Source organism: Dorea phocaeensis (assembly GCF_900240315.1).
In the GTDB taxonomy this organism is placed as follows: Bacteria; Bacillota; Clostridia; order Lachnospirales; family Lachnospiraceae; genus Dorea_B; species Dorea_B phocaeensis.
This window is the reverse complement of the sequence record NZ_OEPZ01000003.1, coordinates 218,362-230,761: the sequence shown is the minus strand read 5'-3', so window position 1 is coordinate 230,761 and position 12,400 is coordinate 218,362. Positions and strand designations below refer to the sequence as shown.

The following is a 12,400-nucleotide window of genomic DNA, read 5'->3' as shown; positions in this document are numbered from 1 at the left end:
GTGTTAGAATGCGAAAGATGAGGGCGATGAGATGGCAAAGGTAAGTGTGTGGTTAACATCCTATAATCATGGTGAATTGTTGCGTGAGTCGATTGAAAGTGTTTTGAATCAGACTTATCAGGATTTTGAATTTATTATTGTAGATGATTGTTCGACGGATCACAGTCAGGAAATCATCAAGGAATATGTGGAAAAATATCCGAGAATCAAGGCAATATTGCACGAAAAGAATATTGGCAGAGGTGGATTGGCAGAGGCTCTGGAGGACCTGGAAGGGGATTACGTGGCCATTCTCCATGGTGATGATAAATGGAATGAGAAGAAATTAGAAGCACAAGTAGCAGTGTTGGATTCCAGACCGGAGGTTGCTGCATGCTTTACTGGGGTTACCGTGATAGATGATGATGGAAACGCATATGTGGGGAATCATGCATATGCAAATGTCTTTTCTATGGAAAACAAAAGCAGGTATGAGTGGTTGAGATATTTCTTCGACCGAGGAAATTGTTTGTGTCATCCTAGTTTGCTGATCAGGAAAGAGGTTTATACGAAATATCAATTGTTTGCATCGGGACTTAACAGCCTGCCTGATTTGAGCCAATGGATTAAAGTATGTTTCCATGCAGAAATCTATATTGTTCCGGAAAAGTTAACCTACTTTAGAGTTCATCAAGATGAATCAAATGAAAGCGGGGAGACAGCTGGAAAGCAAAAGAGGCTGTTTTTGGAAGAATATTTCCTGTATAAGGAGTATTTAAAAATCAAGGATGTAGATACACTACTTAAGATCTTCCCGGAAGGGGCTCAATATGTCATAAATGGCCAGTGTACGATAGAATATGCATTGGCACAGCTTTTTATGAAGGGTTCTCGAGATGTTCATAAATTAATTGGTCTGGAACTTATATATGAGATGTTCCAAAGCAAAGAAAAGAAAGCGGAAATAGAAGAACTGTATGGATATGGCAGTAAAGCGTTTGATTTGGACAAGCGAAAGTTTGATATATTTGGACTGATACCGAGAGAAAAATTTTTGACGACAACATTATACTGGGATACAGGAAAAGGCTACAATGAAGAGGAAGCAATCAAAGAAAAAGTGTATGTTCCCAGTACAAGAATGGCACGGATCATTTATCAGACTGAAGGAATTGCAGTGGATATGGGAGGAAAAGAACTTAGGTTTGATCTTGACGAAGGTACCTATCGAAGATGTAAAGTGATATCGGCGAATTGGAGCGATGGATCGGAGGCCCAGATAGAACCAGTTAATGGTATTCGGCAAGATGGCATGGATGTTTTTTATACATTAGATCCACAGTATATGATAAAAATGCCAAGAGAACAGAAAGAATTAAAAATCGTGTTAAATGTGGAAGAAATCCCACTGCTTGAGGTAGAAGAACATTTTAAAAATCTTGAGAGTCAAAAGCAAGAAATGGAAAGATTATTAACAGAGTATCGCTCCTCTTTCATTATTCGAGCAGTTTATCGATTGTTAAACAAAAAAGGAAGAGAAAGAAATGATGATAAATAATAAGCAAGAGATAGAGAAGGAGAAATTTTTTGATTTTATAAAAAAGATCAATTATGATTTCCCGATTCCGGTAAGCGAAAAAGTAGACTTAAATGAATACTGTGAGAAGTTGTGGGAGAAAGCAGAACTAGTTGCAGAGGTTCAGGATGAAGAAATACGGGGGCTTGTCGCAGGATACATGAATGACTTGGAAAATGGCAGCGCATATATTTCTCTGGTAGGCGTTTCTAGGGATTTTAGAAATCAGGGACTGGGAAAGAAGTTAGTTCATCAGTTTGTTTTGCTCTGCAGAGAAAAGCAAATTCGCAGTGTGAATTTATATACGCATAAAACAAATCAGGCGGCCATTAAGATGTATGAAGGTTTGGGATTTGAAATTGACAGTGAAGGAAATCAAAATAGAATGGATGACATTCATTTTATAAAACAGTTATAACGAAAAGAGGAAATAAGTTATGAAAACGGTTTTAGTAACCGCGATTGGCTCATTTGCAGCAGATATCGTCATTAAAAAGATGCAGGAAGAAGAGTATACAGTTATTGGCTGTGATATTTACCAGAAGGAATGGCTGGCAGATGCCTATCATGTTGATTTTTTCTATCAGGCGCCATTGGTAAGTGAGGCAGAAGCGTATCAGAATTTCATTCTGAATCTGTGTCAGGAGCATCGCGTAGAATACATTTTTCCATTGACGGATATCGAAGTGGATTTTTATAACAAAAATCGGGAAGTGTTTGAAAAATCTGGAATAACGGTCTGCATTTCATCGACAGAAGCAATTGATATCTGCAGAAATAAAATGAGATTAAATCAGTACTTGCAGAAGAACAATATCTGCAGTGTGATACCTACCGTTATGCTGCAGGAGGCAAAAATCCAGGAACTAGACTATCCGGCTGTTGTAAAACCAACGAATGGAAGAAGCAGTCAGGGGTTGTTTTATATAGAGTCTGCAGAACAGATGGAGAACTTTGTGAGAAATCAGGATATATCGAATTACATTGTTCAGCCTAAGATCAGCGGTGGTATTATAACGGTGGACGTAGTAAGAAATCAGGAAACTCAAACGACGCAGTGTGTTGCAAGAAAAGAGCTGCTTCGGACATTGAATGGAGCGGGAACGACGGTATATGTTTTCCATGACAGCGTTTTAGAAAAACAGTGTCGGGAGCTTGCGGCAGTATTAGGTGTAAATGGATGTGTGAATTTTGAATTTATTGAGACAGACAGCGGGGAGCATTTCTTTATGGAATGTAATCCAAGATTTTCAGGTGGAGTAGAGTTCTCTTGTATTGCCGGATATGATTGTGTCCGTAATCATCTCAGATGTTTTACAGGAGAAGAGATTGAAGGAAAAGAAGATCTGAAAAATCAATATATTGCTCGGAAATATGAAGAATACGTAACGAAGATAGAATAAAACGAAATAAAACAGAAGGAAAAGAAGCAGGAAAGAAAGTAGGAATGAGAGATGGGGGAAATATTTGTTACACGGTCGTCCATGCCTCCGCTAGAGGAATACATCGATGAGATTAGAGAGTTATGGGAATCTCATTGGCTGACGAATATGGGAGCAAAACATAAGGAACTGGAAAAACAGCTGAGACAATATTTGGAAGTAGAAGGTGTTTCCCTGTTTTCCAATGGTCATATGGCATTGGAAATGGTGATTCAGGCGATGGGATTATCCGGGGAAGTGATTACAACACCGTTCACCTTTGCGTCTACCACACATGCAATTGTCCGAAATGGATTAACACCTGTTTTTTGCGATATTAATCCGGAGAATTTCACAATGGATGTGTCTAAAATGGAAGCGTTGATTACGGAAAAAACGTCCGCCATCGTACCGGTACATGTGTATGGACAAGTGTGTCAGGTGGAGGAGATAGAAGAAATTGCAAAACACCATGACTTGAAAGTTATCTACGACGCAGCCCATGCATTCGGAGTAACCTACAAAAACAGAGGGATTGGTTCTTTTGGGGATGCCTCAATGTTCAGTTTTCACGCAACGAAAGTGTATAATTCTATTGAAGGCGGCTGCGTATGTTTCCAAGATCAGGAGCTGGGACTTGATTTATATCGGCTTAAAAATTTCGGAATCCGAAATGAAGAGGTGGTTGACAGCGTCGGGGCAAACGCAAAAATGAATGAATTTCAGGCGGCAATGGGAATCTGTAATCTTCGGCATGTTGAGGAAGAAATCGAAAAGCGTAAGCGTATTGTTTCCTGCTATCGAGAATGTTTAAAAGATACCCGGGGAATTCGTTTTATGAAAGAACAGGAGAATGTAAAGTCAAATTATGCATATTTTCCGATATTGATCGAAGGGTCAGAATTTGGCATTTCAAGAGACTGTGTCTATGATTTATTGAAGGAGAAAGGGATTTATACGAGAAAATATTTTTATCCGCTAACCAATTCTTTTGCATGTTATAAAGATCAATATGATGTAAAAGAGACGCCGGTTGCATTGGATGTTTCTAAAAAAGTGCTGACGTTACCGTTATATGCAGATCTTACATTAGAGGATGTATACCGAATCTGTGATAATATAAAAGCATTGGGCGGCAAGTAAAAAGGAGAAAGCGTTATGTATGATTGGACAATAGATGGAATGTTAAGAGCTGGATTCAGCAAGAAAATGGCGGATTATCTGCACGGATTGTGGAAGCAGGAAAAGGAAAGCGGTCTGTGGGCGGAAGAAGATTTGGAATGGGCGCATGCAAGAGGATTTTTGGCAGAGAGCGCTGTAGCATATAACTTAAAAGAGGCAGAGCATATAGAAGATTATTTATCGGATTATGAATATTATCGGATTTGGCCCTTGAACAGCTGGGAGAGAATTTGGATCAATGATAAATTAACATTGAAGTATATGCTGGCAGGGACAAAATATGACAGATATATGCCAAAATATTTCTACTATAAGACAGAGGACAGGTTGATGCCGTTGATGGATTGTCCGGAAGACTGCAGACATTCTTCGGCAGATGCGGTGGCACTATTGGTGGAACGGGAAAAGAAGGTTGCATGTAAACCCTGCAATGGAGCTTTGTCAGTCGGCTTTTTTGAATTATCATACGAAAATGAAACATTTTATATCAACGGGGAAGTGTGTGGGAAAGAGGAGTTGAGAAACATCCCAATTACATATATACAGAATACTTTGTCCCATCCACGCAGTTAGGGGAGATCTTCCCTTTGATTCATACCATTCGTGTTTTGGCAATCAAAGATGGGGAGGAGAAATCCAAAATTGCAGGTGGATATTTAAGATTTGGCACCAAAGATTCTGGTCATGCCAACTATATGAACAGCAACTCGGCGACGGTATTTGCCTATGATGTGAAGATTGATACAGAAAGCGGCAGATTCAGTGAAGGAAAAGCAGTGTATATTGACAGAATAGAAGACATGCCATACCATCCAGATACAAACGTGCTGGTGGAAGGAACCATTGACCTGTGGGAGGAAGCAAGGGATATGGTGATCGGAATTACGGAATATCTGGGGCTTTGTGAGTATATGGGCTTTGATATTTGCTTTACCAATAAAGGGGTTAAAATTATGGAGATTAATTCACACAGCGGAATTAAACACTTGCAGATGCGAAAGCCTCTGTTGGAAGAAGAATGGTGCAGAACATATTTTGCGAAAAAGATAGAGGCGTTGGATCGTCTGACATCGGAAGAAATCACAAAAAGAAATCAGCTGATGCGTTAATGATATCCTTGATTAGGAAAAAGAGGAAAAATAAGGAATTCCTTGTTTGAAAAATAGAATTATGCTATAGTTAACTTGATTTAGGGTAAGCAACAAGAAAACAGTTAGTTTTAAGGGGCGTAGAATATGCAGAAATTCAAAAGAAAAGCAGTATCGATTGCACTTAGTCTGGCAATGTTATTCAGTATTCTGCCGGCAAGCGGAGCTTTGGCGGCTGATGAGAACCAGGTGCAGGAAAGTGTATCACAGACAGAGGCTGCTTCGGCAGAACAGCTGGAGGTACAGTCAGAGGCAGAAGGAGGAGAAGTACAGACACAGGAGATGTCCGTACCACAGTTACAGTATCTGTACATAGATACTCCATATCTGATGACACCAGATACACAAAAAATCATGGTGTCTTTCCAGGATGAAGTAGAACTGGAGTCTGTTTCCATGGTATATGAAAATGTGGAGACAGCAGAGCAGTATGAGGTTTGGGCTGGAGAGATTCAGGATGCTACAGCAGTATTTTCTATTGATTATCTGGAAAACAGCACGGCAGGTAGCTATCATTTGTTAAAAGTACGGACGGTAAGCGACGGCGTCACAAATGAAATCGATCTAGGAGAAGCTGGAATTGATTCACGATTTGGTGTAAATCAGGAATGTGATACACAGCCAGATGCGGTCGTAGAAGAAGAGAGTACGTCTTCGAGTGCAAGAACGGTCAATGAACCGGGAAATCCGGTGAACTTCCTTACTTATGATGAAGAAGGAGAATTAGTAGAGAGTGAGTCAGTGGAAGAAGCTGTCGAAGAAGCGAAGACGGATGTCCCGGCAGTGGCTTCAAGAGTGGCCGAGACGTCTGAAAAAGCAGGAAATCTGATTGTCGTAATTGATCCGGGACATGGAGGATATGATCCGGGTGCGGTCGGAGTGAATGGCGCGAAGGAAAAAGACTTGACATTGAAGATCGCAAAGTATTGCAAGGAAGAGTTGGAGAAGTATGGCGGCGTAACGGTATATATGACCAGAACAACAGATACAGGTCTTTCCCCGTCCAATAATTTGTCCGATGATTTGAAAAAGCGTGTAGAATACGCCAAAGGGAAAAAGGCGGACGTACTGGTAAGTATGCATTTGAATTCTACGGGGCTTGGAAAGGCTCATGGAGCGGAAGTTTATTATCCGAATGCCAATTATAATCCAGGAGTTGGAAACGAAGGAAAGAATCTGGCTTCTAAAATTCAAAAGGAACTGGTTGGTCTGGGTCTGACAGACCGTGGAATTAAGATTCGAAACAGTGGAACGAATACCCTTTATCCGGATGGATCCTTGCAGGATTACTATGCGTTGATCTGGCAGAGTAAGCGGGCTGGCTTTCCGGCGATCATTGTAGAGCATGCGTTTATCGATAATATAGATGATTATAATAAGTATCTAAGCTCCGATGCAAAGCTGAAGGCACTTGGAATTGCAGATGCCAAAGGAATTGCGCAAGCGTACGGACTTGGCAAGGGACAGTGGATTCAGAATGATAAGGGCTGGTGGTACCAGTACGCGGACGGAAGCTATGCGAAGAATACCTGGGAGGCAATCAACGGAGCTTGGTATCATTTTGATTCCAATGGGTATATGCAGACCGGATGGTTTACAGAAGGAACCGCGAAGTATTATCTGGATCCGGCAAGCGGAGTTATGTTAACAGGCTGGCAGCAGATCAATAATAAATGGTACTATTTTAACGGCAGTGGAATCATGTTGACTGGCTGGCAGTGGATTGGTACTACCTGTTATTATTTCGATGGTACGGGGGTAATGGCAGCAGATACCTGGATTGGAAATGATTATGTGAATTCCAATGGCGCATGGGTTCCGGGAATGATAAAACCTGGCTGGGTTCAGGATGAAGGTGGCTGGTGGTATCGCCACAAAGATGGGAGTTATACCAGATCTAATTGGGAAAAGATTGAAGGTCAGTGGTATTATTTTAATGCAGCGGGCTATATGGTAACGGGCTGGCAGAATATTGGTGGCAGCTGGTATTATATGGACACATCTGGAAAGATGTTGACAGGCTGGCAGACCATCGGCAGCAGCAAGTATTATCTCAATGGTAGTGGAGTTATGTTAACAGGCTGGCAGTGGATCAACAGTAAATGTTACTATTTTACCGCTTCTGGAGCAATGGCATCCAATACCTGGATTGGGAACGATTATGTGGATGCAAGCGGCGCATGGGTTCCGGGAAAGGTGAAAGAGGAAGCTAAATGGATTTTGGATGGACGCGGCTGGTGGTATCGTCACAGCGATGGAAGTTATACCAAGTCCAACTGGGAAGTAATTGGAGGCCAGTGGTACTACTTTGATGCAGCGGGCTATATGGTGACAGGCTGGCATTGGATAGGTGGAAAATGCTATTACTTTGCATCTTCCGGAGCAATGGCATCCAACACCTGGATCGGAAACGATTATGTGGATGCAAGTGGAGCATGGGTTCCGGGAAAGGTGAAAGAAGAAGCTAAATGGATTTTGGATAGACGCGGCTGGTGGTATCGTCACAGCGATGGAAGTTATACCAAGTCCAACTGGGAAGTAATTGGAGGCCAGCGGTACTACTTTGATGCAGCAGGCTATATGGTGACAGGCTGGCAGAATGTTGGCGGCAGCTGGTATTATATGGATGGCTCAGGGAAAATGGTGACGGGCTGGATCGCGCTTGGGGGTACGCATTACTATCTGAACACCTCCGGTGCAATGCACAAAGGCTGGTTAAAGGATGGTGGTACCTGGTACTACTTAAATCCAACAGCAAATAACTTTGGCGCGGAAGGCGCAATGACTAGAGGGTATCGCCAGATAGATGGAGTCTGGTATTATTTCAATAAAGAAGTTTCACCGGAAGGAGCAATGACTTATGAGGGAGTGACTCCGATTATGGGAGCAACAGCACTTGGAAATAAGACAACTGCAGTGAATAAGATGGTGAAAATGTACATGAATTCTAAGAGAACTTATCCAAGTGGAGCATTATCTAAAGGCGGAGCTTCTAATATTACACAGTTTTGTGAGATTCTGTACGATGAGGCAGTTGTGGAGAATGTGAAGCCGGAAGTTGTATTCGGACAGGCAATGAAAGAGACCGGATACCTTCAGTTTGGTGGAGATGTGAAGGTGGAACAGTTTAATTTTGCCGGCTTAGGTGCAACAGGCGGCGTACCGGGAGAGTCGTTTAAAGACGTTCGTACCGGCATCCGTGCACAGGTTCAGCATCTGAAAGCATATGCATCAAAAGACAGTCCGAAGAATGAAATAGTGGACACCAGATTTGCCTATGTGACGAGAAATTGTGCACCATATGTGGAATGGCTGGGAATCAAAGAAAATCCGGACGGAAAAGGGTGGGCAGCAGCTAGGAAATATGGTATGAGCCTTATGGAATCTTATATCAAGCCGATTTATGGAATGTAGAATTAGATAAAAAAGCTTCAATTTACGACGGAGTGGATGATATCCACTCCGTTTTTTGGTCTAGCCCGTATGCAGAAAATAATATTTTGATTTTAAGAGAGTAGTATTTCTTGCTCCTATGTGTTATCATTCTCTCATAGAATTCCTCTGTGGATATGGAGGAAGAATGAGTAGGAATAAACGATTACAAGACTTAACTATCAAGGACAACTTTATGTTCTGTGCAGTGATGAGCGAGGAAGAGAACTGTACCAGGTTTCTAGAGATGGTGCTGGGATTTCCAATTTCCAGGATTGATGTAAGTTATGAGAGGAACATGGTATACCACCCGGAGTATAAGGGGATTCGGCTGGATGTGTATGCCAAAGACCAGAATAACAAGCGTTATAACGTGGAGATGCAGGTTAAGAGGGATGTGGCGCTGGTAAAGCGCTCAAGATATTATCACAGTCAGATGGATATGGAGCTTCTTGCAGCGGGAACAGGCTATGAAGAGCTTCCGGATACTTTTGTTATCTTTTTGTGTGATTATGATCCCTTTGGCAGAGGATTGTATTGTTATACATGTGGTATGCAGTGTAAAGAAGATTCTTCTGTGGAATGTGATGACGGATGTCAGACCATATATCTAAGTACCAAGGGGAAAAATGCAGAAAAGCTTCCGGAAAGTCTTGTGAGATTCTTGAAATTTGTAGCGGCGGATGTTGAGCAGAGTGAATCAGATTTTGAAGATGAGTTTGTAGGACAATTACAGAAATCTATTCATAATGTGAAGGAAAGCCGTGAGATGGGAGAACGCTATATGATTTTCGAAGAAATGATGAGGGACGAACGAAAGGCTGGACGTGAAGAAGGACGCAAAGAAGGACGTGAAGAAGGTGCCTTGTTGGCCAGGAGAGCGTCTATTTTTGAACTTTTAGAAGAGATGGGAAGGATTTCAGAAGAGCTGGAAGTACGGATTCATGAACTGAGTGATGAAGAACAACTGAAAGTACTTCATAAGCTGGCGGCCAAGGCGGAGTCCATGGAAGATTTTGAAGAAGAAGCAAAGAAAGTGTTAGTGTAGTCTTCGACAGCTGTCAGCTGTCGGTAGCAAATCAATCGTCAGATACCGCGGTATTGCGGTATCTGATTCTACAATATCTTTTCAAAAGGTATTTCAATACCGAATCGGTAATTTATCAATTGTGTTTTGAACAGGGGAATTCTATATCAAAATAAAGGGGGATTCTATTTTGGAAGGAGAGTGTGTGGCAAAATTTGTAGCAAAATTGAAAAGCGGGGGTATCCAGTAGATGAGATTAGTCTAGCCTATATGCAGAAAATAATATTTTGATTTTAAGAGAGTAGTATTTCTTGCTTCTATGTGTTATCATTCTCTCATAGAATTCCTCTGTAGATATGGAGGAAGAATGAGTAGGAATAAACGATTACAAGACTTAACTATCAAGGACAACTTTATGTTCTGTGCAGTGATGAGCGAGGAAGAGAACTGTACCAGGTTTCTAGAGATGGTGCTGGGATTTCCAATTTCCAGGATTGATGTAAGTTATGAGAGGAACATGGTATACCACCCGGAGTATAAGGGGATTCGGCTGGATGTGTATGCCAAAGACCAGAATAACAAGCGTTATAACGTGGAGATGCAGGTTAAGAGGGATGTGGCGCTGGTAAAGCGCTCAAGATATTATCACAGTCAGATGGATATGGAGCTTCTTGCAGCGGGAACAGGCTATGAAGAGCTTCCGGATACTTTTGTTATCTTTTTGTGTGATTATGATCCCTTTGGCAGAGGATTGTATTGTTATACATGTGGTATGCAGTGTAAAGAAGATTCTTCTGTGGAATGTGATGACGGATGTCAGACCATATATCTAAGTACCAAGGGGAAAAATGCAGAAAAGCTTCCGGAAAGTCTTGTGAGATTCTTGAAATTTGTAGCGGCGGATGTTGAGCAGAGTGAATCAGATTTTGAAGATGAGTTTGTAGGACAATTACAGAAATCTATTCATAATGTGAAGGAAAGCCGTGAGATGGGAGAACGCTATATGATTTTCGAAGAAATGATGAGGGATGAACGAAAGGCTGGACGCGAAGAGGGACGTGCAGAAGGACGCAAAGAAGGACGTGAAGAAGGTGCCTTGTTGACCAGGAGAGCGTCTATTTTTGAACTTTTAGAAGAGATGGGAAGGATTTCAGAAGAGCTGGAAGTACGGATTCATGAACTGAGTGATGAAGAACAACTGAAAGTGCTTCATAAGCTGGCGGCCAAGGCGGAGTCCATGGAAGATTTTGAAGAAGAAGCAAAGAAAGTGTTAGCGTAGTTTTCGACAGCTGTCAGCTGTCGGTAGCAAATCAATCGTCAGATACCGCGGTATTGCGGTATCTGATTCTAATAGTATCTTTTCGAGAAGATACTTCAATACCGAATCGGTAATTTATCAATTGTGTTTCGAACAGAGGAATTCTATATCAAAATAAAGGGAGATTCTATTTTGGAAGGAAGTGTGTGGCAAAATTTGTAGTAAAGTGGCTTGACATCAAAAAGTCATAGCCTCCGTAGAAGCTATGACTGATCTGTTTCTTTTCCATCAATAAGATAATCGTAAGAGACGTTGAAAATCTCAGTGAAGGCTTTTAATTCCAGATCTGTAACGTATCGTTTGTTCGTTTCAATTCTGGTAATGACATTCTTATCCATATCATATCCCTTCAATTGCAGTTGGTAGGCTAGAAGTCGCTGGGACATATTATGCTGTTGTCGCAGTTCGATGAGTCGTTTGCTGATTAGATTTTTTTCTCCGGTTTTTGTTTTTGGCTTTGGCATAATTCTCCCCCTCTTGTAAATAGTGTGATCAGAATTGTCTCGTTTTTTGCACCTTTTGGATCATTTTAACTTGAGGAGGAAATATGATCGGTTGCAAAAATGAGACAAACAAGGAGGGGAAAAGAAGTGCTTCGGATTCATCTTTCATTGCCACCTAACGCAATTTATGTTAATATGGAACAAACAAAGAATCTTCTGATGAGAGTGTGAGCATACTAGAATCAGGAGAAGGAAATGTGAGGTGGAGTATATGAAAAAGAAGATATCAAAAGTTCTGATTCTGAGCCTGTGCGTACTTCTTCTCGCCGGATGTCAGAAGAATGCTGAGACGGACAAGGATACCGAAGAGGACAAGAAGACGGAATCTCTGGAGGTCGAAGATACAGAGAAGGAAGATACAGACGAAGAGGATCCGGTAGAAGATCAGAACGGGGACGAACAAGGATCCGCGGATTCATCGGGTGATGTGCAGGGTCCGAAGACAGTTACCGTATTTGCACCAAATGAAAATGCGGACGGTTTCGTAACGGTGAATCTGGAAGCTTCCGCTGTAACGGAAGGATGGGTGACAGAACAGCTGATTGCGAACGGAACACTTCCGGCAGATGTGCAGGCACTTTCCTGTAAGAAGACGGAAGTAGATGGAGTGACTTCTTTGGATCTGGATATGAATCAGGCATTTCAGAAGTTTCTGCAGTCCATGGGGACGGCGGGAGAGTATGTGGTGATGGGAAGTGTGACCAATACCTTTTTAAACGCTTATGACTGCGAGCAGGTAAAGATTACGGTAGAAGGTCAGACACTGGCAACCGGACACGCAGAGTATCCGGGGTATATGACGAAATTTGAGTAA

The 12,400-nt window shown here is 41.8% G+C and carries 11 protein-coding genes; 10 read left to right on the top strand and 1 reads right to left on the bottom strand.

Going from position 1 to position 12,400, the window contains the following annotated elements; all coding sequences use genetic code 11:
* Positions 1-31 precede the first annotated feature (31 nt).
* From C0979_RS08155 to C0979_RS08115, 9 genes are all read left to right on the top strand, one after another.
* Positions 32-1,537, top strand: a complete 1,506-nt coding sequence (locus tag C0979_RS08155) for a glycosyltransferase family 2 protein (protein WP_101695492.1) — start codon at positions 32-34, stop codon at positions 1,535-1,537.
* On the top strand, positions 1,524-1,973 hold the full coding sequence (locus tag C0979_RS08150) for a GNAT family N-acetyltransferase (protein WP_101695491.1): 450 nt from the start codon (positions 1,524-1,526) through the stop codon (positions 1,971-1,973). The genes C0979_RS08155 and C0979_RS08150 overlap by 14 nt, the downstream gene beginning before the upstream one ends.
* A gap of 19 nt (positions 1,974-1,992) precedes the next feature.
* On the top strand, positions 1,993-2,958 hold the full coding sequence (locus C0979_RS08145; RefSeq protein ID WP_101695490.1) for an ATP-grasp domain-containing protein: 966 nt from the start codon (positions 1,993-1,995) through the stop codon (positions 2,956-2,958).
* A 51-nt stretch (positions 2,959-3,009) separates the two neighbouring features.
* The gene (locus tag C0979_RS08140; RefSeq protein ID WP_101695489.1) at positions 3,010-4,119 is read left to right on the top strand and encodes a DegT/DnrJ/EryC1/StrS family aminotransferase; all 1,110 of its coding nucleotides are present in this window, start codon (positions 3,010-3,012) and stop codon (positions 4,117-4,119) included.
* A gap of 15 nt (positions 4,120-4,134) precedes the next feature.
* Positions 4,135-4,731: a hypothetical protein gene (locus C0979_RS08135; protein ID WP_101695488.1), complete on the top strand. Its 597-nt coding sequence runs from the start codon at positions 4,135-4,137 to the stop codon at positions 4,729-4,731.
* Between the two features lie 14 nt (positions 4,732-4,745).
* A complete protein-coding gene (locus tag C0979_RS08130; RefSeq protein WP_242962673.1) occupies positions 4,746-5,267 on the top strand; it encodes a sugar-transfer associated ATP-grasp domain-containing protein in 522 nt (173 codons plus the stop codon).
* 126 nt (positions 5,268-5,393) lie between these two features.
* Entirely contained in the window at positions 5,394-8,720 is a 3,327-nt protein-coding gene (locus C0979_RS08125; protein ID WP_101695486.1) for an N-acetylmuramoyl-L-alanine amidase, read from the top strand.
* Positions 8,721-8,886: 166 nt separating this feature from the next.
* The gene (locus C0979_RS08120; RefSeq protein ID WP_101695485.1) at positions 8,887-9,786 is read left to right on the top strand and encodes an Rpn family recombination-promoting nuclease/putative transposase; all 900 of its coding nucleotides are present in this window, start codon (positions 8,887-8,889) and stop codon (positions 9,784-9,786) included.
* 346 nt (positions 9,787-10,132) lie between these two features.
* Positions 10,133-11,044, top strand: coding sequence for an Rpn family recombination-promoting nuclease/putative transposase (locus tag C0979_RS08115; protein WP_101695484.1), 912 nt, complete (start codon positions 10,133-10,135; stop codon positions 11,042-11,044).
* Between the two features lie 242 nt (positions 11,045-11,286).
* Here the strand turns inward: C0979_RS08115 and C0979_RS08110 are convergent, their stop codons facing one another.
* Positions 11,287-11,547, bottom strand: coding sequence for a helix-turn-helix domain-containing protein (locus C0979_RS08110; RefSeq protein WP_101695483.1), 261 nt, complete (start codon positions 11,545-11,547; stop codon positions 11,287-11,289).
* Between the two features lie 250 nt (positions 11,548-11,797).
* Here C0979_RS08110 and C0979_RS08105 point away from each other — a divergent pair, with 250 nt between their 5' ends.
* Positions 11,798-12,400, top strand: coding sequence for a GerMN domain-containing protein (locus tag C0979_RS08105; protein WP_101695482.1), 603 nt, complete (start codon positions 11,798-11,800; stop codon positions 12,398-12,400).

Coding starts and splice junctions, on each gene's coding strand:
- C0979_RS08155 (WP_101695492.1), top strand. CDS start 32: ATGGCAAAGGTAAGTGTGTGGTTAACATCCTATAATCATGGTGAATTG.
- C0979_RS08150 (WP_101695491.1), top strand. CDS start 1,524: ATGATGATAAATAATAAGCAAGAGATAGAGAAGGAGAAATTTTTTGAT.
- C0979_RS08145 (WP_101695490.1), top strand. CDS start 1,993: ATGAAAACGGTTTTAGTAACCGCGATTGGCTCATTTGCAGCAGATATC.
- C0979_RS08140 (WP_101695489.1), top strand. CDS start 3,010: ATGGGGGAAATATTTGTTACACGGTCGTCCATGCCTCCGCTAGAGGAA.
- C0979_RS08135 (WP_101695488.1), top strand. CDS start 4,135: ATGTATGATTGGACAATAGATGGAATGTTAAGAGCTGGATTCAGCAAG.
- C0979_RS08125 (WP_101695486.1), top strand. CDS start 5,394: ATGCAGAAATTCAAAAGAAAAGCAGTATCGATTGCACTTAGTCTGGCA.
- C0979_RS08120 (WP_101695485.1), top strand. CDS start 8,887: ATGAGTAGGAATAAACGATTACAAGACTTAACTATCAAGGACAACTTT.
- C0979_RS08115 (WP_101695484.1), top strand. CDS start 10,133: ATGAGTAGGAATAAACGATTACAAGACTTAACTATCAAGGACAACTTT.
- C0979_RS08110 (WP_101695483.1), bottom strand. CDS start 11,547: ATGCCAAAGCCAAAAACAAAAACCGGAGAAAAAAATCTAATCAGCAAA.
- C0979_RS08105 (WP_101695482.1), top strand. CDS start 11,798: ATGAAAAAGAAGATATCAAAAGTTCTGATTCTGAGCCTGTGCGTACTT.